24 protein-coding genes are annotated in these 26,291 nt (G+C 58.0%); 10 read left to right on the forward strand and 14 right to left on the reverse strand.

Annotated elements, in window-relative coordinates:
• Positions 1–26 precede the first annotated feature (26 nt).
• From xylR to xylF, 4 genes are all read right to left on the reverse strand, one after another.
• Positions 27–1,205, reverse strand: coding sequence for a D-xylose utilization transcriptional activator XylR (xylR, locus tag OHJ17_RS00930; RefSeq protein WP_002922351.1), 1,179 nt, complete (start codon positions 1,203–1,205; stop codon positions 27–29).
• 232 nt (positions 1,206–1,437) lie between these two features.
• Positions 1,438–2,619 carry a xylose ABC transporter permease XylH gene (xylH, locus tag OHJ17_RS00935; protein WP_002922349.1) on the reverse strand — a complete coding sequence of 394 codons (1,182 nt, stop codon included), beginning with the start codon at positions 2,617–2,619 and terminating at the stop codon, positions 1,438–1,440.
• Positions 2,597–4,138 carry a xylose ABC transporter ATP-binding protein gene (locus tag OHJ17_RS00940; RefSeq protein WP_032433682.1) on the reverse strand — a complete coding sequence of 514 codons (1,542 nt, stop codon included), beginning with the start codon at positions 4,136–4,138 and terminating at the stop codon, positions 2,597–2,599. Before OHJ17_RS00940 ends, xylH begins: the two co-directional genes overlap by 23 nt.
• A gap of 64 nt (positions 4,139–4,202) precedes the next feature.
• The gene (xylF, locus tag OHJ17_RS00945; RefSeq protein ID WP_004152040.1) at positions 4,203–5,198 is read right to left on the reverse strand and encodes a D-xylose ABC transporter substrate-binding protein; all 996 of its coding nucleotides are present in this window, start codon (positions 5,196–5,198) and stop codon (positions 4,203–4,205) included.
• Positions 5,199–5,692: 494 nt separating this feature from the next.
• Here xylF and xylA point away from each other — a divergent pair, with 494 nt between their 5' ends.
• The 4 genes from xylA to yiaA all read left to right on the forward strand — a co-directional run bounded on the left by xylA (position 5,693) and on the right by yiaA (position 9,580).
• Positions 5,693–7,015, forward strand: a complete 1,323-nt coding sequence (gene xylA / locus OHJ17_RS00950; protein ID WP_002922139.1) for a xylose isomerase — start codon at positions 5,693–5,695, stop codon at positions 7,013–7,015.
• A 92-nt stretch (positions 7,016–7,107) separates the two neighbouring features.
• Positions 7,108–8,562 (forward strand): xylulokinase, encoded by a 1,455-nt coding sequence (gene xylB / locus OHJ17_RS00955; protein ID WP_032433680.1) that lies wholly within the window; start codon positions 7,108–7,110, stop codon positions 8,560–8,562.
• Between the two features lie 168 nt (positions 8,563–8,730).
• Positions 8,731–9,102 (forward strand): inner membrane protein YiaB, encoded by a 372-nt coding sequence (yiaB, locus tag OHJ17_RS00960; RefSeq protein WP_002922133.1) that lies wholly within the window; start codon positions 8,731–8,733, stop codon positions 9,100–9,102.
• A 31-nt stretch (positions 9,103–9,133) separates the two neighbouring features.
• Entirely contained in the window at positions 9,134–9,580 is a 447-nt protein-coding gene (yiaA, locus tag OHJ17_RS00965) for an inner membrane protein YiaA (RefSeq protein WP_004188180.1), read from the forward strand.
• A gap of 26 nt (positions 9,581–9,606) precedes the next feature.
• On the opposite strand, the gene OHJ17_RS00970 is transcribed toward yiaA, so the two are convergent.
• On the reverse strand, positions 9,607–10,602 hold the full coding sequence (locus tag OHJ17_RS00970; protein ID WP_016946692.1) for an acyltransferase: 996 nt from the start codon (positions 10,600–10,602) through the stop codon (positions 9,607–9,609).
• A gap of 179 nt (positions 10,603–10,781) precedes the next feature.
• Here OHJ17_RS00970 and OHJ17_RS00975 point away from each other — a divergent pair, with 179 nt between their 5' ends.
• The 5 genes from OHJ17_RS00975 (at position 10,782) to OHJ17_RS00995 (ending at position 16,598) form a co-directional block, all read left to right on the forward strand.
• Positions 10,782–11,081 carry a YsaB family lipoprotein gene (locus OHJ17_RS00975; protein WP_021469616.1) on the forward strand — a complete coding sequence of 100 codons (300 nt, stop codon included), beginning with the start codon at positions 10,782–10,784 and terminating at the stop codon, positions 11,079–11,081.
• Between the two features lie 127 nt (positions 11,082–11,208).
• A complete protein-coding gene (gene glyQ, locus OHJ17_RS00980) occupies positions 11,209–12,120 on the forward strand; it encodes a glycine--tRNA ligase subunit alpha (protein ID WP_002922128.1) in 912 nt (303 codons plus the stop codon).
• A 9-nt stretch (positions 12,121–12,129) separates the two neighbouring features.
• Positions 12,130–14,199 (forward strand): glycine--tRNA ligase subunit beta, encoded by a 2,070-nt coding sequence (gene glyS, locus OHJ17_RS00985; RefSeq protein WP_032433678.1) that lies wholly within the window; start codon positions 12,130–12,132, stop codon positions 14,197–14,199.
• A gap of 325 nt (positions 14,200–14,524) precedes the next feature.
• Complete coding sequence (hokA, locus tag OHJ17_RS00990; RefSeq protein ID WP_002922102.1) at positions 14,525–14,677, forward strand: type I toxin-antitoxin system toxin HokA; 153 nt, start codon at positions 14,525–14,527, stop codon at positions 14,675–14,677.
• A 301-nt stretch (positions 14,678–14,978) separates the two neighbouring features.
• Positions 14,979–16,598 (forward strand): ATP-binding cassette domain-containing protein, encoded by a 1,620-nt coding sequence (locus tag OHJ17_RS00995; RefSeq protein WP_032433676.1) that lies wholly within the window; start codon positions 14,979–14,981, stop codon positions 16,596–16,598.
• Positions 16,599–16,696: 98 nt separating this feature from the next.
• On the opposite strand, the gene cspA is transcribed toward OHJ17_RS00995, so the two are convergent.
• The 3 genes from cspA to OHJ17_RS01010 form a co-directional block, all read right to left on the reverse strand.
• A complete protein-coding gene (cspA, locus tag OHJ17_RS01000; RefSeq protein ID WP_000014594.1) occupies positions 16,697–16,909 on the reverse strand; it encodes a transcription antiterminator/RNA stability regulator CspE in 213 nt (70 codons plus the stop codon).
• 252 nt (positions 16,910–17,161) lie between these two features.
• A complete protein-coding gene (locus tag OHJ17_RS01005) occupies positions 17,162–17,452 on the reverse strand; it encodes an HTH-type transcriptional regulator (protein ID WP_002921931.1) in 291 nt (96 codons plus the stop codon).
• A 245-nt stretch (positions 17,453–17,697) separates the two neighbouring features.
• The gene (locus OHJ17_RS01010; protein WP_004188196.1) at positions 17,698–19,053 is read right to left on the reverse strand and encodes an MFS transporter; all 1,356 of its coding nucleotides are present in this window, start codon (positions 19,051–19,053) and stop codon (positions 17,698–17,700) included.
• A gap of 440 nt (positions 19,054–19,493) precedes the next feature.
• On the opposite strand from OHJ17_RS01010, the gene OHJ17_RS01015 reads away from it, so the two are divergent.
• Complete coding sequence (locus OHJ17_RS01015) at positions 19,494–20,204, forward strand: DUF3053 domain-containing protein (protein ID WP_267302820.1); 711 nt, start codon at positions 19,494–19,496, stop codon at positions 20,202–20,204.
• A 107-nt stretch (positions 20,205–20,311) separates the two neighbouring features.
• Here the strand turns inward: OHJ17_RS01015 and ghrB are convergent, their stop codons facing one another.
• From ghrB to OHJ17_RS01045, 6 genes are all read right to left on the reverse strand, one after another.
• Positions 20,312–21,283 carry a glyoxylate/hydroxypyruvate reductase GhrB gene (gene ghrB, locus OHJ17_RS01020; protein WP_004188199.1) on the reverse strand — a complete coding sequence of 324 codons (972 nt, stop codon included), beginning with the start codon at positions 21,281–21,283 and terminating at the stop codon, positions 20,312–20,314.
• Between the two features lie 24 nt (positions 21,284–21,307).
• Positions 21,308–22,588: an MFS transporter gene (locus OHJ17_RS01025; protein WP_002921927.1), complete on the reverse strand. Its 1,281-nt coding sequence runs from the start codon at positions 22,586–22,588 to the stop codon at positions 21,308–21,310.
• A gap of 104 nt (positions 22,589–22,692) precedes the next feature.
• Positions 22,693–23,628, reverse strand: a complete 936-nt coding sequence (locus tag OHJ17_RS01030) for a sugar kinase (protein WP_002921921.1) — start codon at positions 23,626–23,628, stop codon at positions 22,693–22,695.
• Positions 23,629–23,631: 3 nt separating this feature from the next.
• Positions 23,632–24,381 carry a sugar phosphate isomerase/epimerase family protein gene (locus OHJ17_RS01035; RefSeq protein WP_002921919.1) on the reverse strand — a complete coding sequence of 250 codons (750 nt, stop codon included), beginning with the start codon at positions 24,379–24,381 and terminating at the stop codon, positions 23,632–23,634.
• Positions 24,382–24,492: 111 nt separating this feature from the next.
• Positions 24,493–25,509, reverse strand: a complete 1,017-nt coding sequence (locus OHJ17_RS01040) for a LacI family DNA-binding transcriptional regulator (RefSeq protein WP_002921918.1) — start codon at positions 25,507–25,509, stop codon at positions 24,493–24,495.
• Between the two features lie 103 nt (positions 25,510–25,612).
• Positions 25,613–26,275, reverse strand: a complete 663-nt coding sequence (locus OHJ17_RS01045; RefSeq protein WP_002921917.1) for an OmpA family lipoprotein — start codon at positions 26,273–26,275, stop codon at positions 25,613–25,615.
• Positions 26,276–26,291 lie beyond the last annotated feature (16 nt).

A 26,291-nucleotide genomic window follows, 5' to 3' on the forward strand; every position in this document is an offset into this window, starting at 1 on the left:
GCCTTGTCGCCGGGCATTTTTTTACCCTACAGCATCACCTCGCTGTGCCGATCGCGGTACTCCTTCGGCGTCACGTCGTACTCCTTCTTAAACACCGAATAGAAATATTGCAGCGACGGATAGCCGCACATCTGCGAAATCTCATTGATCGACAGACTAGTGGACACCAGCAGGCTGCGCGCCTTTTCCAGTTTTTCGCTGTGGATCACCGTGTGGATGGTCTCCCCGACCTCCTCTTTGAAGCGTTTTTCCAGATTAGAGCGAGAGATGCCCACGGCGTCGAGCACCTGTTCCACCTTGATGCCTTTGCAGGCATTGTTGCGAATGTAATGCATCGCCTGTATCACGGAGGGATCGTTTAACGACCGGTAGTCGGTGGAGCGTCGCTCAACGACGCGCATCGGCGGGATCAGCTGGCGCTGCAGCGGGAGGGCCTCGTTATTCAACAGCCGGTGGAGTAATTTTGCCGCCTGATAACCCATCTGGCGGGTGCCCTGGGCGACAGAGGAGAGGGCGACGCGAGAGAGATAGCGGGTTAGCTCCTCGTTATCGATGCCGATAACGCACAGTTTCTCTGGCACCGGGATATGCAGCAGCTCGCAGGCCTGCAGGACGTGGCGGGCGCGGGCGTCGGTGACGGCGATGATGCCGGTTTGCGGCGGCAGGGTTTGCAGCCAGTCGGCGAGCCGGTTTTGCGCGTGCTGCCAGTTCTCCGGCGCTGTCTCCAGCCCCTGGTAGACCACGCCGCGATACTTCTCCTTCGCGACCAGCTGGCAGAAGGCATACTCGCGCTCTACCGCCCAGCGTTTACCGCTGGAGGCGGGGAGTCCGTAAAACGCGAAGCGGTGCACCCCTTTTTCCTTCAAATGGAGAAAAGCGCTTTCCACCAGCGCGGCGTTGTCGGTGGCGATATAGTGGACCGGCGGGTACTGCTCTGGCTGATGATAAGATCCGCCGACGCCGACGATGGGCACGTGGACATCGGCCAGCAGCTTTTCGATTTCGGGATCGTCATAGTCGGCGATAACGCCATCGCCCAACCACTCTTTGATGTTTTCGATGCGTGCCCGAAAGTCCTCTTCAATAAAGATATCCCACTCCAACTGGGAGGCCTGCAGATACTCGCCGACACCTTCAACTACCTGGCGGTCATAAGCTTTGTTGGCGTTAAATAACAGCGTAATACGGTGACGCTTTTCAAACATAGATAATGTTCCTGCTCTAACCCCGGTCATACCCCTTCATTCAAGATGTTGCCGATGGCCTGACTTACCACTCATCCCGGCCACGTACGCCGGTACGCGGCCGGGGGCGCCGTCTGCAACCCGAATGATGTTGGGTATACACTACCGGCTAATGCCCGAGATATTTCAAGCGCCTTATGGCGAAGTTTGGCGGTAGCGCAAAGAATTCAGACATTCTTCAGAGAGTCTCTGCTTATGCGCGCCGCTTGGTGGCAGAGTCCATCCACACCGCCAGCAGCAAAATGGCGCCTTTAACGATATATTGCCAGAAGGTGGCGACGTCCATCATGCTCATACCGTTATCCAGGGCCGACATAATAAACGCCCCCATTACCGCCCCGGCGACGCTGCCGATGCCGCCCGCCAGGCTGGTGCCGCCGATGACGCAGGCGGCGATGGCGTCCAGTTCGGCGATATTGCCCGCCGAAGGCGACCCCGCGCCGAGCCGTGAGCTGAGGATTAGCCCGGCAATGGCGACCATCAGGCCGTTAATGGCAAACACCGCCAGCTTGGTACGCTCGACGTTAATCCCGGACAGACGGGCCGCCTCCAGGTTGCCGCCGATGGCGTAGATGCGGCGACCAAAGGCGGTGCGGGTGGCCATAAACAGGCCCGCCAGCAGCAGGGCGGCGAGGATCAGCACCGGGGTCGGTACGCCGCGATAGTCATTGAGCAGCCAGATTGCGCCCAGCACAATCACCGCGGTAATGGCCTGGCGGCCGACGGCGGCGGTGGAGGACGAGGTCGCCAGACCTAACGCCTGCCGGCGCATCCGCCCGCGCCACTGCCAGACGATAAACACCGCCATGCCGACAACGCCGATGCCGAAGCCGATGCCGTCTGGCAGGTAGCTTTGGCCGATCTGCGACATCGCCGGACTAGTGGGCGAGACGGTGGTCCCGTTGGTGATGCCGATCAGAATGCCGCGAAACGCCAGCATCCCGGCAAGGGTGACGATAAACGAGGGCACTTTGCGATAGGCTACCCACCATCCGTTCCACGCGCCGAGCAGCAGGCCCATCACCAGCGTCACCAGAATGGTGAGCGGCAGCGGCCAGCCGAGCCAGACGTCAAAGATCGCCGCAGCGCCGCCCAGCAGCCCCATCATCGAGCCAACGGACAAGTCGATTTCTGCCGAAATAATCACAAACACCATGCCGACGGCGAGGATGCCGGTGATGGCCGTCTGCCGCAGCAGGTTGGAGATATTGCGTGCGCTAAGGTAGGCGCCATCGGTAACCCAGGTGAAAAACAGCATAATGACGACGATGGCGGCGATCATCACGAAGACCTGGAGATTCAGCCCTTTTAGCGCCGGCAGGGCCGCGGGGGCGGTTGGGGTGAGTTTGATTTCAGACGACGTGTTCTTCGACATGGCGTTCGCTCCTCAGCGCGGCTTCCATCACCTGTTCCTGGGTCAGATGTTGATTAACCAAATTGGCTTTTAGTCTGCCTTCGTGCATGACCAGCACCCGATCGCTGAGACCGAGCACCTCGGGCAGTTCGGATGAAATGACAATGACCGCGATGCCCTGCTGCACCAGCTGGTTAATCAGTTTATAAATTTCATACTTCGCCCCGATATCGATGCCACGGGTGGGTTCGTCGAGGATCAGAATGCGCGGATTGAGCAGCAGACAGCGCGCCAGAATCGCCTTTTGCTGGTTGCCGCCGCTCAGACGGCCAATCGCCAGCTCCGGCGAGGAGGTTTTAATTTTCAAACGCTGAATGGACTGCTGAATGCAGTACTGCTCGGCGGCGTCGTCCAGGCTGCTCATTGCGCCGGTGAACTGGTTGAGCGCCGCGAGGGTAATGTTTTTGCCCACCGCCATCACCGGCACGATGCCGTCTTTTTTGCGGTCTTCCGGCACCATGGCGATGCCGTGGGCAATGGCCTGCTGGCAGTTAGAGATGCTCACCGGCTGGCCATCAATAAAGATCTCCCCTTGCCAGCGCCCCGGCCAGACGCCGAACAGGCACTGTACCGCCTCGGTACGTCCGGCGCCGACCAGCCCGGCGATGCCGAGGATTTCTCCGCGACGCAGGGAAAATGAGACGTCATTGACCCGTTTAATATGGCGGTTTACCGGGTGCCAGGCGGTTAAATGTTCAACCCGCAGGATCTCCTCGCCGTGGGCGTGCGGCTCGCTGGGATAGAGCGCGGTGAGCTCGCGGCCGACCATCATGGTGATGATATCGTCTTCGCTCATGCCGCTGGCATCGCGGGTGCCGATGTGCTGGCCGTCGCGGATCACGCAGATCGTATCGGAGATCGCTTTGACCTCATTGAGCTTATGCGAGATATAGATGCAGGCGATATCGTGGTTTTGCAGATCGCGAACGATCGCCAGCAGCGTCGCGGTTTCTTGTTCGGTTAAGGAGGCGGTCGGTTCGTCGAGGATCAGCAGGCGAACCTGTTTATTCAGCGCCTTGGCGATCTCCACCAACTGCTGCTGACCAAGGCCGAGGTCGCCGACGCGGGTATCGGGCGAAATGGCCAGATTGACCTGCGCCAACAGTTTCTGACAGCGCAGCGTCATGGTTTCATAATCCAGCAGACCATGGCGGGAGATCTCGGCGCCGAGGAAAATATTCTCCAGCACGGTGAGATGTTTCACCAGCGCCAGCTCCTGATGAATAATGGCGATGCCTTTGCGTTCGGTATCGCGAATATGGTTTGCCTGCAGCGTTTCGCCGGCAAAAATAATCTCGCCCTCATAGCTTCCGTGCGGATAGATACCGCACAGCACCTTCATCAGCGTCGATTTCCCCGACCCATTTTCACCGCATAACGAGACCACCTCGCCTGCGTTCAGGCGCAGGCTGACGTTATCCACGGCTTTAACAGCGCCGAAGGTTTTGGTGATGTTCTTCATTTCGAGTAGCCAGGTCATAAAGACTCCGCAACAGTGATATCCGGCGGGATGAAAATGACGCCCCGCAGCGGGGCGTCAGCCATTACAGTTCACTCTTTTTATGGAAACCGTCTTTAATCACCGTGGCGTCGATATTCTCTTTATTCACCTCAATTGGCGTTAACAGGCGCGAAGGGACGTCTTTTAAGCCGTTATTCAGCGTGGTATCGGCCTTCGGCTGCTTATCGTTACCCAGCTCAACGGCGATTTCAGCGGCGTTGGTGGCCAGGGTGGTTATCGGTTTATAGACGGTCATCGTCTGGGTACCGGAAATAATGCGCTTCACGCCCGCCAGGTCAGCATCCTGACCGGAGATCGCCACTTTGCCGGCCAGCCCCTGGGCGGTTAAGGCCTGGATGGCGCCGCCGGCGGTGGCGTCATTGGAGGCGACCACGGCATCGATCTTGTTATTATTCGCCGTTAGCGCATTTTCCATTATTTTCAGCGCGTTCTCCGGTAGCCAGCCGTCAACCCACTGATCGCCGACAATCTTAATTTTGCCATCATCCACATACGGCTTGAGAACCTTCATCTGTCCGGCGCGGAACAGTTTAGCGTTATTATCCACCGGCGAACCGCCCATCAGGAAATAATTACCCTGCGGCACTTTGTCGACCAGACTTTGCGCCTGCATTTCACCAACTTTTTCATTATCGAAAGATATATAGAAATCAATGTCGGCATTATTAATCATACGGTCATAGGCCAGGACTTTAATACCTTCCTGCTTGGCTTCTTTAATAACGTTACTGAGTACCTGGCCGTTATAAGGAATAATGACTAACACATCGACGCCGCGGTTGATCATGTTTTCAATTTGCGACATCTGCGTTTCTTCATTGCCATTAGCGGACTGGACAAAAACTTTGGCGCCTAAGGATTCCGCTTTATTGACGAAAATATCACGGTCTTTCTGCCAGCGCTCCAGACGCAGATCGTCGATGGCCATGCCAATCTTCACTTCTTTCGCCATCCCCGCCATGCTGGCGAGCAGGAGGGAGCTGGCGCAAAGCGTAAGGCAAAGGTTCTTTATCTTCATAATAACGATACCTTTTTTGTAAGGGTAGGTAAGACGAACGGAAAATAATGTTTGATACATGAGGTTGCGGATACGTTACAGATTCTTAACGCGGAAAGCAGGGCTGGCAATTACCGGTTCTTATTTTGCCGTTATGAAATTTCGTTTAATGTGCAAATTATGACGGCGATCGTATTTTATTCATGCACGCTCTTATTATTGCACTGGACTGTCTCTGACAGAGCGGCGCAACGGCGACTGGATATTATTTTTGCGAGCTGGCGCACGTTTGTGGATTCTCTCAATGGCGGTGTGAAATAACGTAATTGAGGAAAATGAAAGCGAAATTCTATATTGGCTTAAACCCGTCATACTTCAAGTTGTAGGTGGGTTGGTGACATTCGTTGCTCCGCCCCCGGTTACCGGGGACTCGCGCTCCTGCCGCCTTCCTGCAACTCGAATTATTTAGGGTATCTGATTGGTTATTCGCCGCATCTCTGAATATGGAGTTCTCTATGCAGACCTATTTCGATCAACTCGATCGCGTTCGTTACGAAGGCCCGAAATCCACTAACCCGCTGGCTTTCCGTCATTACAACCCGGATGAACTGGTGCTGGGCAAACGGATGGAAGATCATCTGCGTTTTGCGGCCTGTTACTGGCACACCTTCTGCTGGAATGGCGCCGATATGTTTGGCGTGGGCTCCTTTGATCGTCCCTGGCAGCAGCCTGGCGACGCCCTGGAGATGGCCAAACGCAAAGCCGATGTGGCGTTCGAATTCTTCCATAAACTCAACGTGCCTTACTACTGCTTCCACGACGTTGACGTCTCGCCGGAAGGCGCTTCGCTCAAGGAGTACAGCAATAACTTCGCCCGGATGGTCGAGGTGCTGGCTGAGAAACAGCAGCAGAGCGGCGTGAAGCTTCTGTGGGGGACCGCAAACTGCTTTACCAACCCGCGCTACGGCGCCGGCGCGGCCACCAACCCGGATCCGGAAGTATTTAGCTGGGCGGCCACCCAGGTGGTCACCGCCATGAATGCCACCCATCAACTGGGCGGTGAAAACTATGTGCTGTGGGGCGGTCGCGAGGGCTATGAAACTCTGCTGAATACCGACCTGCGCCAGGAGCGTGAGCAGATTGGCCGCTTTATGCAGCTGGTGGTGGAGCATAAGCATAAAATCGGCTTTAAAGGTACGCTGCTGATTGAGCCCAAACCGCAGGAGCCGACCAAGCATCAGTATGACTATGATGCCTCTACCGTTTACGGCTTCCTCAAACAGTTTGGTCTGGAAAAAGAGATTAAACTGAATATTGAAGCTAACCACGCGACGCTCGCTGGCCATTCGTTCCATCATGAGATTGCGACGGCCATCGCGCTGGGGCTGTTCGGCTCCGTTGACGCCAACCGCGGCGATCCGCAGCTGGGCTGGGATACCGACCAGTTCCCGAACAGCGTCGAAGAGAACGCGCTGGTGATGTATGAAATCCTCAAAGCGGGCGGCTTCACCACCGGCGGGCTCAACTTTGATGCGAAAGTGCGCCGGCAGAGCACCGACAAATACGATCTGTTCTATGGTCATATTGGCGCGATGGATACCATGGCGCTATCGCTGAAGGTCGCGGCGCGGATGATCGAGGACGGCGAACTGGATAAGCGCGTGGCCAGACGCTACGCCGGCTGGAACGGTGAGCTGGGGCAGCAGATCCTTAACGGGCAGATGACCCTGAGCGATATTGCCCAGTATGCCGCTCAGCATCAGCTGGCGCCGCAGCATCGCAGCGGCCAGCAGGAACAACTGGAAAACCTGGTCAACCATTATCTGTTTGACAAGTAATCATGCGGCGGCGCCCGGCGTGACCGGCGCCGCAACCAGGATGCTCTGTTCGCGCCACGCTCAGCCGTGGCGCGCCTTTAAGGAGAGGGAGTATGTATATCGGCATCGATCTGGGGACGTCGGGCGTCAAAGCCATCCTGCTCAATGAGCAGGGTGAGGTAGTGGCATCGCATACCGAAAAACTCACCGTCTCGCGTCCGCATCCGCTGTGGTCGGAGCAAGATCCCGAACAGTGGTGGCTGGCGACGGACACGGCGATGAAAGCCCTGGGCGCGCAGCATAGCCTGCGCGACGTGAAGGCGGTGGGCATTGCCGGACAGATGCACGGCGCCACCCTACTGGATAAATCGTTACAGGTGTTGCGTCCGGCCATTTTATGGAATGACGGCCGCTGCGCCGAGGAGTGCCAGCTGCTGGAAGACAAAGTCAGCGCTTCCCGGCAGATCACCGGCAACCTGATGATGCCGGGCTTTACGGCGCCGAAGCTCTTATGGGTACAGCGCCACGAGGCGGCAGTGTTCAGCCAGGTCGATAAAGTGCTGCTGCCCAAGGATTATCTGCGCCTGCGCATGACCGGCGAGCTCGCCAGCGATATGTCTGACGCCGCCGGCACGATGTGGCTGGACGTCGCCCGGCGCGACTGGAGCGACGAGATGCTCGCCGCCTGCGATCTCAGTCGGGATGCGATGCCGGCGCTGTTCGAAGGCAGCGATGTCACCGGGCAACTGCGACCTGAGGTGGCGCAGGCGTGGAATATGCCGCCGGCGCTGGTGGTGGGCGGCGGGGGCGACAACGCCGCGGGCGCGGTCGGGGTCGGCATGGCCGATGCCGGTCAGGCGATGCTGTCGCTGGGTACGTCAGGCGTCTACTTCGCCGTCAGTGAAGGGTTCCTTAGCAAACCCGAAAGCGCGGTGCACAGCTTCTGCCATGCCCTGCCGGGCCGCTGGCATTTGATGTCGGTGATGCTCAGCGCGGCCTCCTGTCTGGACTGGGCGGCAAAATTAACCGGTCTCGCCAGCGTGCCGGCGCTGATCGCGGCGGCGCAGACGGCGGATGAAAGCGCCGGTCCGGTGTGGTTCCTGCCCTATCTGTCTGGCGAACGCACGCCGCACAACAACCCGCAGGCTAAGGGCGTCTTTTTTGGCCTGACGCATCAGCATGGGCCGGCAGAGCTGGCGCGGGCGGTGCTGGAAGGGGTGGGCTATGCGCTGGCGGATGGTATGGACGTGGTGCACGCCTGCGGCATCAAGCCGCAGAGCATCACGCTTATCGGCGGCGGGGCGCGCAGCGCTTACTGGCGGCAAATGCTGGCGGATATCAGCGGCCTGCAGCTCGATTACCGTACCGGGGGCGATGTCGGCCCGGCGCTGGGGGCGGCCAGGCTGGCGCAGCTGGCGGTTCACGACGAGGCAGACCGCCCCGGGCTGCTGAAGCCGCTGCCGCTTGAACAAGCCCATCGCCCGGACGATCGCCGTGTGGCCCACTATGCGCCGCAGCGGGAAACCTTCCGCCAGATTTATCAGCAACTGAAACCGCTGATGTCTTAGCCTCAGTCCGTCCGGCAGCGCCGGGCGGATTCCCTTGCTGAATGTCCCGGCTACATCCATCCATAAATGCGTATTTATTTATTCCGAAATCTCCGCTTTGTCGTACGTAATCTGAGGCATCGCCGAGGGAGTCGGTCATAATCAGCCCCTGTCGACCAGGGAGGTGAGATGATCACAAAACGCAATATTGCCAGGGGGATGATGGCGACAGGATCGCTGGTTTATCTGCTCGGTATCTGGCGGACCTGCCCGCTGTTCAGCGGCAAAGGGTATTTTCTCGGCGTGCTGGTGATGGGGATGTTTGCTGTTCTCGCCCATCAGCGCGCCAGTCAGTGGCAGGAACAGGACGACGGTTTTATTGCCTTATGCCGGCTGGTGCTGCTGCTATCGGTCGGCCTGCTGCTGGTCGGCGCCTGGTATGTACCGGCAGACTGGCATGAAAAAGCCGTCTATATCGCGGCATGGTTTGTCTGCTTATATGGCGCATCGGCAACCCCCGAACGGACCCGCATCGCCCGCGCGATGCAAAAAACGGAATAAGCGCCGCCCCGAGGCGCGTAAAAGGTAAAAAGTGATGGAAAACAAGCACGCGACGTATTCTCCTGCGTTTCATTTGATCTCCTGGATTGCCCTGATCGGCGGCATCGTCACCTATCTGGTGGGGCTGTGGAATGCCGATATGCAGTTGAATGAGAAAGGCTATTATTTTGCCGTCCTGGTACTGGGGCTGTTTGCCGCGGCATCTTATCAAAAGACGGTGCGCGATAAGTATGAAGCCATTCCGACCACCGCGCTGTACTACACCACCTGTCTGGTGGTCTTCGTTATCGCTGTAGGTCTGCTGGTTATCGGACTGTGGAATGCCACTCTGCTGCTCAGCGAGAAAGGGTTCTATGGGCTGGCGTATTTTTTGAGCCTGTTTGGCGCTGTTGCGGTACAGAAAAACGTGCGTGATGTCTGGGACCCGACGCGCTTACGGGAACCTCTCAGCGTGACGGAAGAGGGGCCTGAGACGTAAGTCGGGCCCCTCCGGGCGGCGGACCGTTAGCTGACCAGCCGGCGGCTATCAATCCGCTGCACCAGGCCTGACAGCAGCAGGCTGCCGAGCAGGGCGGCGCTAAATATCCACACAATATCCAGCAGCGGCCAGCGGGATAGCTCCAGATGGCTGGCGCGCAGCGCATGCACTATCAGGGCATGAAAGCCGTAGATCCCCAGCGAATGTCGCGCAATGCAGGCGATACCGGGCAGGGGACGCGCGTTAAGCCAGTTTTTGGCCAGCGTCAGCAGGGTGACCGCGCAAACAAACACCGCCGGTCCGCAGTAGAGATACCAAGTGTCGCCGAAGTCTCCGCGCCAGCGCAGCTCATGCAGCGTGCCGCGGGAAATGACCCACACGGCGGCGATGAACAGCGCGGCGCAGAGCGGTGTTAGCCATTTTTTATCGGTGTCCAGGGTGCCAATGGCTCTGCCCAGCACGCCGTAGAGCACGTAGTAGAAGGTGTCGCCGTTGATATAAAGGTTGACTGGCAGCCACTCAATCCCGGCGGCTTTAACGCTGACCATATTGGGGTTGGCCAGAATGCCGAGGATCGCCATCAGCGCCAGCAGCATTGTGCTACTGGTGGACTTAACCTGAAGCAGCGGCGAGAGCAGGTAGATGACGGCGATAGCAAAGAAAAACCACAGGTGGTAGAAGACGGGCTTCTGCAGCAAATTCTTTAACGACAGCTCGACGTTGATATGGGTAAACAGCGTGATATACAGCAGAGATAGCGCGCTATAGAACGCAATGCACAGGCCAATCCGCCAGAAATGGCGCGGCTGGGCGCTGCGTTCCCCAAAAAAGAGGTAGCCCGAGATCATAAAAAACAGCGGCACGCTGACGCGGGAGGCGGAATTGAGCAGATTGGCGATATCCCATTGCAGCAGGGTAATCGCATGGGGGTGAGTGATATACCAGCTGGTGCTGTGGATCATCACCACCATCATGCAGGCGATGCCGCGCAGGTTGGTGATCCAGTGTATCTTTTCTTGCATCAGTCCCTCAATGTCTGCTGGCGAAATAAGATATGACCTGCCCGGTTTCCCGGTGTCGCAATAGATTAGTCTGAGTTTTCGGTCACAGACTTGTCGCAGTTTCATGATATTCGCAAAATACCTGTAATACTGAATCTTTAGGATAACAACTTGCTAACAAGGCGGTGGAGGAGAACGTGGTGAAAGGTGTTATTTCCGTCATGCTGGTGCTGCTCCTCGCGGGCTGCAGCGAGACCGTCTCCCCGCCGACGCAAAAAGCGCAGCGCGCTCGTATTACGCCGCAAACCACGCTCAATATGGCGCAGCTTTGCAAGGATCAGGCGGCTATCCGCTATAACACGCAAACGCAGCTCGTTGACGTGAACCACTTTGAACAATTCCAGGCGAGCTATGAGCTTTCTGGCCGTACCGGCAAGAATGAGCGTTTCATCTGTTCCTTTGACCCGGACGGCCAGTTTATGCATCTTTCGATGCGCTGAATCGACCCCGCCTGGCGTAAATTTCGTCCGTTTTCCTGAAACAACGCCGTTTCGTACTGTATATCTCGCAGCCAGCGGGTATACTGACTCCTTCCTTTAAATCCACACGTATCCAGCACGAAATCATATGCAAAAGTTTGATACCAGGACCTTCCAGGGCCTGATCCTGACCTTACAGGATTACTGGGCTCGTCAGGGCTGCACCATTGTTCAACCACTGGACATGGAAGTCGGCGCCGGCACCTCTCACCCGATGACCTGCCTGCGCGCGTTAGGGCCGGAGCCGATGGCGACCGCCTACGTACAGCCTTCCCGTCGTCCAACTGATGGCCGCTATGGCGAAAACCCGAACCGTTTACAGCACTACTATCAGTTCCAGGTGGTGATTAAACCCTCTCCGGACAACATCCAGGAGCTGTACCTCGGGTCGCTGAAAGAGCTGGGTATGGACCCGACTATCCACGACATTCGCTTTGTCGAAGACAACTGGGAAAACCCGACGCTGGGCGCCTGGGGTCTGGGCTGGGAAGTGTGGCTCAACGGCATGGAAGTGACGCAGTTCACCTACTTCCAGCAGGTCGGCGGCCTCGAGTGTAAGCCGGTGACCGGCGAGATCACCTACGGTCTGGAGCGTCTGGCGATGTACATCCAGGGTGTGGACAGCGTCTATGACCTGGTCTGGAGCGATGGCCCGCTGGGGAAAACCACCTACGGCGACGTGTTCCACCAGAACGAAGTGGAGCAGTCCACCTATAACTTCGAATATGCCGACGTCGACTTCCTGTTCACCTGCTTCGAACAGTATGAGAAAGAGGCCCAGCAGCTGCTGGCGCTGGAGACCCCGCTGCCGCTGCCGGCCTACGAGCGTATTCTGAAAGCGGCTCACAGCTTCAACCTGCTGGATGCGCGTAAAGCCATCTCCGTCACCGAGCGTCAGCGCTATATCCTGCGCATTCGCACCCTGACTAAAGCAGTGGCGGAAGCGTACTACGCTTCCCGTGAAGCGCTCGGCTTCCCGATGTGCAACAAGAATAAATAAGAGGCGGCCATGTCTGAGAATACTTTTCTGGTGGAAATCGGCACTGAAGAGCTGCCACCAAAAGCGCTGCGCAGCCTGGCGGAATCTTTTGCTGCGAATGTGACCGCGGAGCTGGATAACGCTGGCCTTGCGCACGGTAAAGTGGAATGGTTTGCCGCCCCGCGTCGTCTGGCGCTGAAGGTGGCCAACCTGGCGGCGGCGCAAGCCGATCGTGAAGTGGAAAAACGCGGCCCGGCTATTGCCCAGGCGTTCGATGCCGAAGGCAAGCCAAGCAAAGCGGCCGAAGGCTGGGCGCGCGGCTGCGGTATCACCGTCGATCAGGCCGAACGTCTGACCACGGACAAAGGCGAGTGGTTGCTGTATCGCGCCCATGTGAAGGGTGAAAGCACCGAAGCGCTGCTGCCGAACATGATTGCCAGCTCGCTGGCGAAGCTACCGATCCCGAAACTGATGCGCTGGGGCGCGTCTGACGTCCACTTCGTGCGTCCGGTACACACGGTGACTTTGCTGCTGGGTGACAAAGTTATCCCGGCCACTATCCTCGGTATTCCGTCCGATCGCGTGATTCGCGGCCATCGCTTTATGGGCGAGCCGGAGTTCACCATCGACCATGCCGACCAGTACCCGCAGATCCTGCTGGAGCGCGGTAAAGTCATTGCCGATTACGAACAGCGTAAAGCCAAAATCAAAGCTGATGCGCAAGAGGCGGCGCGTAAGATCGGCGGTCAAGCCGATCTGAGCGAAAGCCTGCTGGAAGAGGTCACCTCGCTGGTGGAATGGCCGGTGGTGCTGACGGCGAAGTTCGAAGAAAAATTCCTCGCGGTGCCGTCTGAAGCGCTGGTTTACACCATGAAGGGCGACCAGAAGTACTTCCCGGTCTACGACAACGCCGGCAAACTGCTGCCGAACTTTATCTTCGTGGCCAACATCGAGTCCAAAGATCCGCAGCAGATCATCTCCGGTAACGAGAAGGTGGTCCGTCCGCGTCTGGCCGATGCCGAGTTCTTCTTCAATACCGACCGTAAAAAACGTCTGGAAGATAACCTGCCGCGTCTGGAAACCGTGCTGTTCCAGCAGCAGCTGGGCACCCTGCGCGACAAGACCGATCGCATCCAGGCGCTGGCGGGCTGGATTGCCGAACAGATTGGCGCTGACGTGAACCACGCAACCCGCGCGGGCCTGCTGTCCAAGTGCGACCTGATGACCAACATGGTCTTCGAGTTCACCGACACCCAGGGCGTGATGGGGATGCACTACGCGCGCCATGACGGCGAAGCGGAAGACGTGGCCGTGGCGCTGAACGAGCAGTATCAGCCGCGATTTGCTGGCGACGCGCTGCCGTCTAATCCGGTGGCCTGCGCGGTAGCGATTGCCGATAAGATGGACACCCTGGCGGGTATCTTTGGTATCGGTCAGCATCCGAAAGGCGATAAAGACCCGTTTGCGCTGCGTCGCGCCGCGCTGGGCGTGCTGCGTATCATCGTTGAGAAGAACCTGGATCTCGATCTGCAGACGCTGACCGAAGAAGCGGTTCGTCTGTACGGTGAGAAGCTGACCAACGCCAACGTGGTTGATGATGTGATCGACTTTATGCTGGGCCGCTTCCGTGCCTGGTATCAGGACGAAGGCTACTGCGTCGACACGATCCAGGCGGTACTGGCGCGTCGTCCAACCCGCCCGGCGGATTTCGATGCGCGTATGAAGGCGGTATCGCACTTCCGTACTCTGGAAGAGTCCTCCGCGCTGGCGGCGGCAAACAAACGTGTCTCCAACATCCTCGCGAAATCCGATGAGACGCTGAACGACATCGTTCACGCTTCGGTGCTGAAAGAAGCGGCGGAAATTAAGCTGGCGGGTAATCTGGTGGTGCTGCGCGACAAGCTGCAGCCGTATTTCGCCGCAGGCCGTTATCAGGATGCGCTGATTGAGCTGGCCGCGCTGCGCGAGCCGGTGGATGAGTTCTTCGAGAACGTGATGGTTAACGCTGAAGACAAAGATGTTCGCATCAACCGTCTGACGCTGCTGTCCAAACTGCGTGAACTGTTCCTGCAAGTGGCGGATATTTCTCTGCTGCAGTAAGCGTATCGGTAATAATAAAGACCTGCCTCAGGGCAGGTTTTTTTTTACGTGAAATATAAATAGGTGAACCGTTAATAATTCTGTCATTGATATCTTCATTATTTTCATTCATCGATGAGAAATGTTTTAGGAATATATAAACATAATTCCGAGAGGTATTTACGCTAGAATGGCGGCGGGTGCTTGAGACTGTGTGTCTCAGGTATTCAGCGGGAGACAGACAGAGAAAAGCCCCACCTGATAGTAATCAAAGTGAGGCTCCCCTATGCATGAACACCATAAGAGTAGCCTCTTACTTGTTGAAAATCAACACTGGAGGCGAGGAATGCCGCAAAAGTATCTGTTGTTTGGCTTAGTAGTGATTTGCTTCACTATTTTATTATTGACCTGGATGGTTCGTGATTCGCTATGTGAATTACAGCGCAGGCAGGGAAATATTGAGCTGGTGGCATTCTTAGCCTGTGATATTAAACAGTAAGAGCATCTGGTGGGGATCTATCCCCACCATGCTTGCGGTGTCAGACATTCTCAATGCACCCTTTCATTGTTCACCAAATAAATCATTTGCCTCCTGATATCAGGAGGCCTTTTTATTTTTACAAGATCGTTGAATAAAACAGGCTTGCAACGCATACCGGAGTGTGGCTATCCTATGTCCCGACGAATCCCTCGTCTCACCGGAGCGCGCCCCACAAATGAACAAACACGACTGATGAATTTCACGCCTTACCTCGCATACCTTGCGGGTAGGGGAGTATTGATTTCATTCAGGAGTGCTTATGGCTCATTGCGCCCACATCCCCGCTTTTGTTTTACATCAGGTCACCTGTCAGTTTGCGACGGGACAGACCCAGTTTGGTCCGCTCAGCGTCTCGCTGGAACCGTCCCTTTGCGGCCTGGTCGGCCGGAACGGCGTCGGCAAGACGCGTCTGCTGCGTCTGCTGGCGGGCCTTGATTCTCCTGCCGGCGGCCATATTGAGCGCGCCGCCGCCATTGCCTGGGTAGCGCAGCAGCCGACGCTCACGCCGGAGACCACCCTCGCTACGCTGCTGGGCTATGCGTCGGTTTTTGCCGCCTTGTCTCGCCTTGAACAGGGCCAAGGGCTGGCCGACGATTTCGATCTGTTAGATGGTCACTGGGATCTCACCGATCGCCTGAGTTTAGCGTTCCGTGAAGCCGATCTCCCGCCGTTCTCTGCCGATCGCCCCGCGTTTTCACTCAGCGGCGGCGAGCGGATGAAGGCTCTGCTGTGCGGCGCCTTCGTCTCGGGCGCCGATTATCTGCTGCTGGATGAGCCTACCAACCATCTGGACCGCCAGGGGCGGGAGTGGCTCTATCACCAACTGGAAAGCTGGCAGGGCGGGGCTCTGATCGCCAGCCACGACCGCGAGCTGCTGACGCGGATGCCGAGGATTATTGAGCTGACGCCGACGGCGCTGCGCAGCTACGGCGGCAACTATGATGAATATCAGCGCCAGCGTATGGCGGAGCAGCAGGCTGCGCGCGCGGCGCTGGAGCATGCCGTGACCGACCGACGGCGCACCCGCGCGCGAATGCATAAGGAGCATGACGCCGCCCAGCGGCGCTCGGCTCAGACGCTGCGTACCGTTGATACGCTAAATATCGCCTCCTTCGAACGCGTGAAGTACAAAGGCGCGGCAAAAGAGCGCCCGGGAGCGCTGCGCCGTCAGCATCGTGAACAGAACAGCAGTCTGAATGCCGCCGTGCAGCAGGCGCGGGAGCGGGTTGAGGAAGAGACCCCAGTGATGTTTACCCTGCCGGGTAGCGAAGTGGCCGCCGGCAAGCAGGTTCTGGTGGTGGAAGCATTGCAGCTCGACCATGCGCCGGCTGCGCCGCTGAACTGGCGTATCGATGGTCCGATGCGCATCGCGCTAAAGGGGCCAAACGGCTGTGGCAAAACCACTTTGCTGAAAACGCTGTTGGGGCTGGAGCAGGCCGCGTCAGGCGATGTCCGGCTTTCGGTGAGCGCCGCTTACCTCGATCAACATCTGACGCAGCTGGATTTATCCCTGTCGGTAATGGCGCACCTGAGCCTGGAAGATACCCCACTGGATGAGGGCCTCCTGCGCACCCGCCTGGCGCAGCTCCAGCTGGGCGCGGATAAGGTCACTCTGCCGCTGTCGGCGCTCAGCGGCGGCGAGCGCCTGAAAGCGGCGCTGGCGTGCGTGCTCTGGCGACGCGAGCCTGCCCAGCTGCTTTTGTTGGATGAGCCAACCAACCATCTCGATTTAGCATCGACGCAGGCTATTGAAAGCGCGCTGGCGGCGTTTCCCGGCGCGATGCTGGTGGTGTCGCATGATGAGGCGTTTTTACAAGGTCTGAAGCTGACCCATAGTCTGGCGTGGCGGGAGACGAGCTGGCACTTTTCCCTGCTCTGAATGCCCGGTAGCCGCCATCTTATGCTGGCGGCTACTGGCGACAGATAAAAAAAATCCCCGCCATCAGGCAGGGATTCTCGATTCTTAGCGGCTTGAACTTACAGAGAAGTTACGTTGCCAGCTGCCGGGCCTTTAGCGCCGCTTTCGATGGTGAAGGATACTTTCTGACCTTCGTCCAGGGATTTGTAGCCATCGTTCTGGATAGCAGAGAAGTGTACGAACACGTCTTTAGAGCCATCGTCAGGAGTGATGAAGCCGAAGCCTTTGTCAGCGTTGAACCATTTTACGATACCAGTCATTTTACCGGACATAGTGAATTACCTTTAAAAAAATAAGTGAGCCTTGCGGCGTAGGGGTCTGGACTACAGATTTAAAGCGATAAAGGGAAAGTTCACTACGGGGGTATCTTTGGATAACCTTAGAAGGACTGCTCTATTCGACTGCTCTGTGGTCTGTACATCAAACCTGCGAGCATTAACGCACGTTCAGCACCTGATAGCAAACTTTTTTTTACGGTGCAGCGGCAAAAGCTCCCTTACTGGCCTTTGCCGCTGCGCGCGAGATTAATCGAGTAATTGTCGTGAAAGCTGTGGATTGGCCTGAATCAGGCGCATCAATTTCAGCTCGGTGGGAGACGGTCTGACCCGTCTCGACTCCCACTCTCTTACCATGGCGACGCTCACGCCCATGACGTTGGCAAAGTCGTCAATCTTAAGTCCAGTGCCTTTACGCAGCTGTTCAAATTCACTAAATACAGTGGACTTACGGTTTGAGGTAAGTTTCTGATTATCATCCTTAAAAACGATGTGTTCCAGGCTGCTCAGCAGTTCAAACACGGGATCTTTATATTCCATTGAGAACTCCTTTTATCACACAGCGGAAAAGATTTTTCTATAGCTCATTAAGAATAGTCAGAAAATGGCGCAAGGGATGGTAACGTCGGTGATTATTTGCCAACAGGCTATCGAATCTGCCCCGACAGCCAAACGGCAGCGTAGCCTAAAAGAATGATTATTAACGCGATGAGGTGGCTTCGAAAATTTTTGTAAACGGATAAGAAAAAAGCGGCAAAGCCGGCGCGGGGCGCCGGCTTATAGGGTTAGGCTTTCTGCAGGCTTCTCGCCTCATCTGTCGTCGCCGGCACGGATTTACTGACCCGGTACTTGATCAGCAGCGCAATGGCTGACAGGAACGCCGGGATGGCCAGCAGGGTGAAAATGGTCTCAAAGGAGAGCTGAGCCTGCATCAGGAAGGCGCCGCTGAACGCGCCGAGGATGCCGCCGAAGCGGCCGATACCCAGCATCCAGGCGACGCCGGTGGCGCGCCCCTGCGTCGGATAGAAGCCAGCCGCCAGCGCCGGCATCGACGACTGCGCGCCGTTCATAATGCTGCCGGCGATAAAGACCATCACTCCCATTAGCGCCAGGCTGCTGGTGGAGAAGCCCACCAGGCAGACAAAAACGCCGGTCAGCAGCCAGCCGACGGCCACCACTTTATTGGGGTTAATCTTGTCCATCAGGGCGCCGAGGATCAGCACGCCAATCCCGCCGCCGAGCGGGAACAGGGCGGTGATAATTGAGGCCTGACTCATCGAGGCGCCGGTTTCACGGATGAGCAGCGGCAGCCAGCTGGTCAGCAGATAGAAAATCAGCAGGCCCATAAAGTAGGTCAGGCACAGCATCACGGTACCCACCGCGTAGCGAGGGGAGAAAATGACGCCGATCGCGGATTTCTCTTTCACCTGGCCTGCTTCGCGTAGTACAAATTCCACTGCCTTCGGCAGCGGCGCGATACGGCGCAGGATAGCAGCAATGCGCTGCGCCGGGTGCTGCTTCACCACCAGATAGCGGACGGACTCTGGCAGCAGGAATATTAATGCCACCGCCAGCAGGAGGGGCATCACGCCGCCCAGCACCAGCACACTCTGCCAGCCATAGTGCGGGATCATCCAGGCGGATAAAAAGCCACCCAGCGATGATCCCATCGGAAAGCCGACGAACATCAGGTTCACCAGCAGCGCCCGACGGCGCTCCGGCGCATATTCGCTCATCAGGGTGGCCGCATTCGGCATCGCCGCGCCGAGCCCGAGACCGGTCAGGAAACGCAGCAGCGTCAGCTGATTAAGGCTGGTGGCGAAGGCGGTAAGCAGGCTGAATCCGCCGAACACCACGATCGACATAATCAGCACTTTTTTGCGGCCGATGCGGTCAGCCAGCGGCCCCGCGGTTAAGGCGCCGACCGCCAGGCCCACCAGCGCGGCGCTCATCACCGGGCCGAGCGCCGATTTTTCCACGCCCCACTCTTGCACCAGGTCGGAGGCGATGAACCCGATAATTGCGGTATCGAACCCGTCCATCGCGACGGTGATAAAGCAGAGCGCAAGGATCATCCACTGGTAGCGGGTGAAGGGGTGCTCGTTGATAAAGGCCTGAATGTCGATGGTTGTCTTAGTCATACGGCTTTCCTGGCAGACTGAGCGAGGGACAGAGGTTTATTATTATCGTCGCCTTCGCGTCGTTGAGTTTGATTTGTGCGATAATCGAACATGTCGCCGTTAATCGCTCATTCATCAAATCATTGAAGTGCGAGGCAGGCAATCCAGACGCGTGCCAAAGCGTGCGATTATCGTCCGCTTTAAGGCGCAGTGCCGGGTTGTGGCTTTTTATTTATATTAATATCAATGGCTTATGAGATTCTGGCCCACCTGTTCTTAAGACCATATTTGTGATGCGCATAACAGACGTTCTACAGCGCGACGATGGCGTGCAAAATGGTGTTTTTCCCGCGTAAGATTAGCAGGAAAGGGTATCCTGCGAGGCCGAGCTGGACTATCCTTGTCAGCGTCTGGCACGTGTGTGCCGTTGTGCGCTTTTTTTGGCTGAAAGGAGTAAAAAAATGGCGACAGGAAAGTCCTGCTCTCGCTGGTTTGCGGCTATGGCGGCCTTATTGATGGTGGTTAGCCTGAGTGGGTGTTTTGATAAAGAGGGCGATCAGCGCAAAGCGTTTATCGACTTCCTGCAGAATACGGCGATGCGTAGCGGTGAACGTCTGCCGACGCTGACCGCCGATCAGAAAAAACAGTTTGGGCCTTTTGTCTCTGACTACGCGGTGATCTACGGTTACTCGCAGCAGCTGAGCCAGGCGATGGACGCTGGTCTGCGCCCGGTGGTGGACAGCGTCAATGCGATCCGCGTCCCGCAGGATTATATGACCCAGCGTGAGCCGCTGCGTCAGGCGAACGGCGCGCTGGGCGTGCTCAGCCAGCAGCTGCAGAATGCGAAAATGCAGGCCGATGCCGCGCATGGCGCGCTGAAGCAGGCTGACGATCTCAAGCCGGTCTTCGATCAGGTTTACGCCAAGGTGGTGACGGCGCCAGCCGACGCGCTGCAGCCGCTGATCCCGGCCGCGCAGATCTTTACCCAGCAGCTGGTTCAGGTTGGGGATTTTGTCGCTCAGCAGGGGACGCAGGTGAGCTTTGTCGCCAACGGCATTCAGTTCCCGACCTCCCAGCAGGCCAGTCAGTACAATGCGCTGATTGGGCCGCTGGCGGCGCAGCATCAGGCGTTTAATCAGGCATGGACGGCGGCGGTGAACGCCACCCGTTAATGCTTCATCTGGCTGACGTTGGCTGCGGCGAACGGGCAGGATGATGGACAGGATGAAAAAGAACCCGGGGAGGGCGGTTGCCGCCGTTACCCGGGTTTTTTTATGGCTTATTTTACCTGCGGATTGACGCAGTTTTTCTCTACGTTGCCGTTCAGGGCGTCGATCAGGTTGTCCACCGCGCAGGCCGCCATATTGTAGCGCGTCTCATGGGTGGCGGAGCCGATATGCGGCAGCGCGACGACGTTCGGCAGGCTCAGCAGCGGTGAGTCCTTGGCCAGCGGTTCGTGTTCGAACACATCGAGACCGGCAGCGTGGATCTCACCGTTCTGCAGGGCGGCGATCAGCGCCTGCTCGTCCACTACCGGGCCACGCCCGGCGTTAATGAAGATGGCGGAAGATTTCATTTTGGCAAACTGCGCCTGACCGAACAGATGGTGAGTCTCTTCGCTCAGGGGCAGGATCAGGCAGACAAAGTCAGCCTCCTGCAGCAGGGTATCGAGATCGCAATAGCGGGCATTGAAGCGTTCTTCCGCCTGCGGATGCTGGCGACGCGCGTTATACAGGATTGGCATGCCGAACCCGAAGTGGGCGCGCTGCGCCAGCGCCATACCGATGCGGCCCATGCCGACGATGCCTAAGGTTTTATGGTGAACATCCGTGCCGAACCAGTCCGGACCAATGCTCTTCGTCCATTCACCCGCTTTGACGCGCTCCGCCACTTCCACCACCCGGCGCGCGGTACTCAGCACCAGCGCCATGGCCGTATCGGCGACGGTCTCGGTCAGCACGGTCGGGGTATGCATCAGCAGCACCCGGCGGGCGTTCAGCGCCTCGACGTCGAAGTTGTCATAGCCAACGGAAACGGTGGAGGTCGCACGCAGCTTCGGCATCTTCTCCAGCAGCGCGGCGTCAACCTTTTCGCTGGAGCCCAGCAGGCCTTCAGCCTGGGCGAAGGCCTCAGCGTGCTGCGAAACGGTCTCCGGCCGCAGGTTTTTCACCTGAGTGACGGAAAAGTGCTCCTCCAGACGCTGTAGCAGGTCGTCGGGAAGCGTTTTATAGAGAATGACAGACGGCTTCATGCGAATCTCCGTAGTATGAGTCGTTCAGGCGTGATGTGCGCCAAGTGGAAGGTTTTGATTATTAGCAGGCTTAACAATCAAAGTCAGCCATACTGAGGCGAAAAGCGCTACCCCCATAAAAATATAGGACGCTGCGGGGCTGCCGGTGGCGCCGTTCAGGTAGCCGACAAACCACGAGCCGCAGAAGGAGCCCAGGGCGCCCATGCTGTTGATCAGCGCCATGGCGCCCCCGGCGACGTTGCGCGGCAGCATTTCCGGAATAATGGCGAAGAAGGGGCCGTAAGGCGCATACATTGCCGCCCCGGCCACCACCAGCAGGGTGTAGGAGACCCAGAAGTGGTTGGCGCCGACCGCCCAGGAACCGATGAAGGCCAGTCCGCCAATCAGCAGCAGCGGCCAGACGAACAGCTTACGGTTTTGCAGTTTATCCGAGGCCCAGGAGACGACGATCATGGCGATGGTGGCCGCCAGGTACGGGACAGAAGAGAGCCAGCCCACTTCCACCATCCCCATATTTTCACCGCCGCTGCGGATAATCGACGGCAGCCACAGTACAAAGCCGTATACGCCGATACTCCAGGCAAAATACTGCGCGCAGAGCAGGATCACGTTGCGGGAGCGGAAGGCTTCGCCATAGTTACGCACCGCTTTGATGCCTTGCTGTTCACGATCCAGTTGTTCCTGCAGCGCCGCTTTTTCACTCTCCGCCAGCCAGGACACCTGCGACGGCTTATCTTTCACCAGCACCCACCAGCAGAAGGCCCAGATCACCGCCGGCACCCCTTCGATGATGAACATTTCCCGCCAGCCGAAGGCCTGAATCAGGTAGCCGGAGACTACCGACATCCACAGGACCGTCACCGGGTTACCGAGGATCAGGAAGGTGTTGGCGCGAGAGCGCTCTGATTTGGTGAACCAGTTGCTGATATAGATAAGCATCGCCGGCATCACCGCGGCTTCGACGACGCCGAGGATAAAGCGGATCGCCGCCAGCGCCGGAATATTATGCACAATACCGGTCAGGGAGGCGCAACCGCCCCACAGGATCAGGCAGATAAAGATCAGTTTGCGAACGCTGCGGCGCTCCGCATAGATAGCGCCGGGGATCTGGAAGAAGAAGTAGCCGAGGAAGAACAGCGCCCCCAGCAGGGATGAGATCCCCTTGGTGATGCCCAGGTCTTCGGTAATGCCTGCCGCGGAGGCGAAGCTGAAGTTGGCGCGGTCGAGGTACGCCAGGCTATACGTGATAAACACGATAGGCATGATGTACCACCAGCGTTTCGTTGCATTTGTTGAGCTATTCATAGGCTTGCCTCTGTCAATGAGGAGACATACGTCCGTCGAAACGGACGCTGCTGTGCCGCGCTGCAGGTAGGGTACAGGACGGCTGTTATCGTTGCGTAGAAAAGTTACTCGCCCAGCGCGTCGCGAGTGGGCAGCCCCTCGCTGTCGCCCTGGACCTGAATCGCCAGCGAACCGATTTTATTGCCGCGGTTCACCGCCTGAAGCAGGGTTTTGCCTTCCAGCAGGGCGCTAATCACCCCGACGGCAAAGCCGTCGCCGGCACCGACGGTATCGACGACGTTATCGACTTTAATGGCATCGACCGTTCCCTGTTCGCCGCTGGCGCTCTTGAACCAGGCGCCGTCGCAGCCGGTTTTAATGACTACCGCCTTGACGCCGCGGGAGAGATAGAAATCGGCAATCCCTTCCGGGGTCTGCTGGCCGGTAAGAATCACGCCCTCTTTTAAGCCTGGCAAAACCCAGTCAGCCTGGAAGGCGAGACGGTTGAGTTTCTCCACCATCTCGGCTTCGCTTTTCCACAGCACCGGGCGCAGATTGGGGTCGAAAGAGAGGGTTTTTCCTTCGGCTTTCATTACCTTCGCCGCATGCTCCAGCAACGCGTAAGAGCTCTCAGAAAGGGCCGCCGCGACGCCGCTCAGGTGCAGATGGCGGGCGCTGGTGAAGTAGTCGGCGCGAAAATCGTCCGGCGAAAGATGGCTGGCTGCGGATCCTTTGCGGAAATACTCCACAATGGGATCGGTTCCATTTTCGACTTTCGATTTCATCTGGAAACCGGTAGCGAAGCGGTTGTCGATGGCCACAGCGTGGCTATCGATCCCCTCTTTCGCCAGCGATTGCAGTACGAAGCGGCCAAAGCTGTCGTTGCCGACGCGGCTCACCCAGCCGACTTTCAGGCCCAGGCGCGCCAGGCCGGTGGCGACGTTCAGCTCGGCGCCGGCGACACGTTTCATGAAATGCTCCACCTCGGCCAGATCCCCGGTTTCGGTGGCGACAAACATGGCCATAGCTTCGCCGATGGTGATGACATCTAAATTTTCCACGACTTAATCCTCGCGTAACAGGTTGACGTAGCGGCGGGTCACGGCCGTCAGGTCATGGCCAGTCAGCGGAAACTCGATTCCACGCGGCGCGTCGGCGGGAAGATTATCGAGCAGGGCCAGCCAGCGTTCGGCGGCCTGATCCGGCGGTACAGCGCGGAATTTCTCATGATGAGGCTCCGCCGCTTTAACATGAATATAGCTGACCGCCGGCGCAAGATGACGTGCCGCCTCTTCCGGCGAATCGCCAACCCACAGCCAGTTGCCCATATCAAACGTTAAGGTGATCGGCAGCTGATGGACCCGGCAGGCGGCTTTGAAGCGCTGCATCGGCGCCAGCTGGCCGCAGTCGGTCTGGTCATTCTCTACCACCAACGCCATGCCGCTGTCGCTGAGGATATCGCGCAGCTCATCCAACTGCTGATTGTGGAGGAAATGGCCAAGGGAGAGCTTCAGCCACAGAGCGTTCAGAGTTTGCGCTTCCGCGAGCAGCGTCGGGAGATCCGGGTTAAGCTCGCCGTTGTCGGTGAACAGCGCCTGCGGCGCGGAGTAGCAGGCCAGCAGGCCGTGGCGCTCAATGGTGGCCGCCAGCGAGGGCAGAGCGTTGAGCTCTTCCGCGCTGCACAGCTCGCGGCGGATTTCGACGCCGTCCGCGCCGGCGTTGGCGATAAACGGCAGGACGGCGGCCTGCCCGCCTAAGGATTTAACATGGTCATTACCATACGCAGCGGTAACGACAATAATTTTTCTGGCCATCGCGCTCTTACTCCCGGCGTTTGTTGCTTAATCTCCTTAATACGCTAGATGGTATCGGTTCCATAAGAAAGGGCGAGATGTTTAATTTATGATCGGCATCACGAAGGATCGTTAACGGGAGGTTGATCCGCGGACGATAAGCTCGCCGGAAAATACCCGTTCGCGGATGGGGTCGTTAGTGCCGGCAATGCGCCGAATAACCTGTTCGACCGCCGCGTAGCCGATCTGCCACGTCGGCTGTTTGAGGGTGGTAATACCGACGCCGGCCAGCTCCGCCCACTCCAGTTCGTCGAAGCCCAGCAGGCCGATATCGCTCCCCCAGATCAGGCCGACGCGCTTTAGGGCGCGGGCTACCTGCAGCGTCAGCGCGCCGTTGGCGGAGATGACCGCTTTGCGCATCCCGCGGTGGCGGGCATGGAACTGACGCAGGACGTTGTCCAGCATCGCGCCGTCGTTAAGCTGCACCTCGGCGTTTTCGGCCACCACGCCGTGGTGGCGGGCAAGCGTGGCGCGAAAGGCGCTCAGGCGCTCGCGACGGGTATTCACCGAGCCCAGCGGTTCGCTGAGAAACAGGATGGCCTCGAATCCTTTTTCCACCAGATGTTCGGTGGCGGTGGTGGCGGCCTGGGCGTTATCAAGCCCGACCACATCGCAGGCGAAGTCGGGGATTTTACGGTCAATCAGCACCATCGGCAGGGCCGACTGCTGCAGGCGGTTCAGGCCATCCTCCCGCATGCCGACTGCGTTGACCACGATGCCTTCCACCTGGTAGCTGCGCAGCAGGTCCAGGTAGTGCAGCTCCTGATCGAGCTCGTTATTGGTATTACACACCAGCAGGGTGAAGCCCTTTTCCCGGCAGGCTGCTTCAATGCCGCTCATGACGTTGACCGAGTAGGGATTGGTGATATCGGCGATGATCAGGCCGATGAGGCGGGTTCGGCCGTGCTTGAGGCCGCGGGCCATCAGGCTGGGGCGGTAGTCGAGTTCGGCAATGGCTTTTTCAATACGTGATAACAGGTCGTCGGAAAGCAGATGCTTCTCGCCGTTAAGATAACGTGAAATGCTGGTTTTGCCGGTCTTTGCGGCTTTCGCCACATCGCTGATAGTTGCACGCGCCGCTTTCGCCATGGTGGCTTCCTTTGCTGAAAATCTGCCAACACCTTAGCGCGAAAAATAGCGATATCAAGCATTTTGCCCGGCAGAGCGGCTGCCGGGCGACATGAGGTTGCGCTTACTGCAGTGGGCTGAGGGTAATTTCTACGCGACGGTTCTGCGCTTTGCCTTCCGCCGTGCTGTTGCTGGCGATCGGGTTCGCCGGGCCCATGCCGGTGGTGCGAATGCGATTGGCCGCCACGCCCTGGGTGATGAGCGCGCTGGCGACGCTGTCCGCACGCTGTTGCGACAGACGCATATTCAGATCCTTGCTGCCGGTGCTGTCGGTGTAGCCGACCACGTTAACGGCAGTTTTCTCATACTCTTTCAGCACCATGGCCACGCCGGTCAGGGTGTTGGCGCCGGCCGGCTTCAGGTTGGCGCTATTGCTGTCGAAGGTGACGTTATTCGGCATGTTCAGCACGATATTGTCGCCATTTCGCGTCACGCTGACCCCGGTTCCCTGCATTTTGTCGCGCAGCTTCGCTTCCTGCACGTCCATGTAGTAACCAATGCCGCCGCCGAGCGCCGCGCCGGCCGCTGCGCCAATCAGCGCGCCTTTGCCGCGGTCATGTTTGGAAGAGGAGAGCGCGCCGACGCCAGCGCCCACTAAGGAGCCAATACCTGCGCCAATACCGGATTTGCCTGCTTCACGTTCACCGGTATAGGGGTTGGTGGTGCAGCCAGAAATGGCCAGAGTGCCGCTGACCAGCGCCGCAATCATAAGTACGCGTTTTTTCATTTAATGTCCTTAATCC

Origin of the sequence: Klebsiella sp. KP20-425-1 (assembly GCF_025813515.1) — a bacterium.
Classification (GTDB): domain Bacteria; phylum Pseudomonadota; class Gammaproteobacteria; order Enterobacterales; family Enterobacteriaceae; genus Klebsiella; species Klebsiella pneumoniae.

Coding starts and splice junctions, on each gene's coding strand:
- xylB (WP_032433680.1), top strand. CDS start 7,108: ATGTATATCGGCATCGATCTGGGGACGTCGGGCGTCAAAGCCATCCTG.
- OHJ17_RS00970 (WP_016946692.1), bottom strand. CDS start 10,602: ATGCAAGAAAAGATACACTGGATCACCAACCTGCGCGGCATCGCCTGC.
- ghrB (WP_004188199.1), bottom strand. CDS start 21,283: ATGAAGCCGTCTGTCATTCTCTATAAAACGCTTCCCGACGACCTGCTA.
- xylF (WP_004152040.1), bottom strand. CDS start 5,198: ATGAAGATAAAGAACCTTTGCCTTACGCTTTGCGCCAGCTCCCTCCTG.
- OHJ17_RS01025 (WP_002921927.1), bottom strand. CDS start 22,588: ATGAATAGCTCAACAAATGCAACGAAACGCTGGTGGTACATCATGCCT.
- xylR (WP_002922351.1), bottom strand. CDS start 1,205: ATGTTTGAAAAGCGTCACCGTATTACGCTGTTATTTAACGCCAACAAA.
- OHJ17_RS01005 (WP_002921931.1), bottom strand. CDS start 17,452: ATGGAATATAAAGATCCCGTGTTTGAACTGCTGAGCAGCCTGGAACAC.
- hokA (WP_002922102.1), top strand. CDS start 14,525: ATGCCGCAAAAGTATCTGTTGTTTGGCTTAGTAGTGATTTGCTTCACT.
- yiaB (WP_002922133.1), top strand. CDS start 8,731: ATGATCACAAAACGCAATATTGCCAGGGGGATGATGGCGACAGGATCG.
- xylA (WP_002922139.1), top strand. CDS start 5,693: ATGCAGACCTATTTCGATCAACTCGATCGCGTTCGTTACGAAGGCCCG.
- OHJ17_RS01045 (WP_002921917.1), bottom strand. CDS start 26,275: ATGAAAAAACGCGTACTTATGATTGCGGCGCTGGTCAGCGGCACTCTG.
- OHJ17_RS00940 (WP_032433682.1), bottom strand. CDS start 4,138: ATGACCTGGCTACTCGAAATGAAGAACATCACCAAAACCTTCGGCGCT.
- cspA (WP_000014594.1), bottom strand. CDS start 16,909: ATGTCCGGTAAAATGACTGGTATCGTAAAATGGTTCAACGCTGACAAA.
- OHJ17_RS00995 (WP_032433676.1), top strand. CDS start 14,979: ATGGCTCATTGCGCCCACATCCCCGCTTTTGTTTTACATCAGGTCACC.
- OHJ17_RS01010 (WP_004188196.1), bottom strand. CDS start 19,053: ATGACTAAGACAACCATCGACATTCAGGCCTTTATCAACGAGCACCCC.
- xylH (WP_002922349.1), bottom strand. CDS start 2,619: ATGTCGAAGAACACGTCGTCTGAAATCAAACTCACCCCAACCGCCCCC.
- OHJ17_RS01035 (WP_002921919.1), bottom strand. CDS start 24,381: ATGGCCAGAAAAATTATTGTCGTTACCGCTGCGTATGGTAATGACCAT.
- OHJ17_RS01040 (WP_002921918.1), bottom strand. CDS start 25,509: ATGGCGAAAGCGGCGCGTGCAACTATCAGCGATGTGGCGAAAGCCGCA.
- glyS (WP_032433678.1), top strand. CDS start 12,130: ATGTCTGAGAATACTTTTCTGGTGGAAATCGGCACTGAAGAGCTGCCA.
- OHJ17_RS01015 (WP_267302820.1), top strand. CDS start 19,494: ATGGCGACAGGAAAGTCCTGCTCTCGCTGGTTTGCGGCTATGGCGGCC.
- glyQ (WP_002922128.1), top strand. CDS start 11,209: ATGCAAAAGTTTGATACCAGGACCTTCCAGGGCCTGATCCTGACCTTA.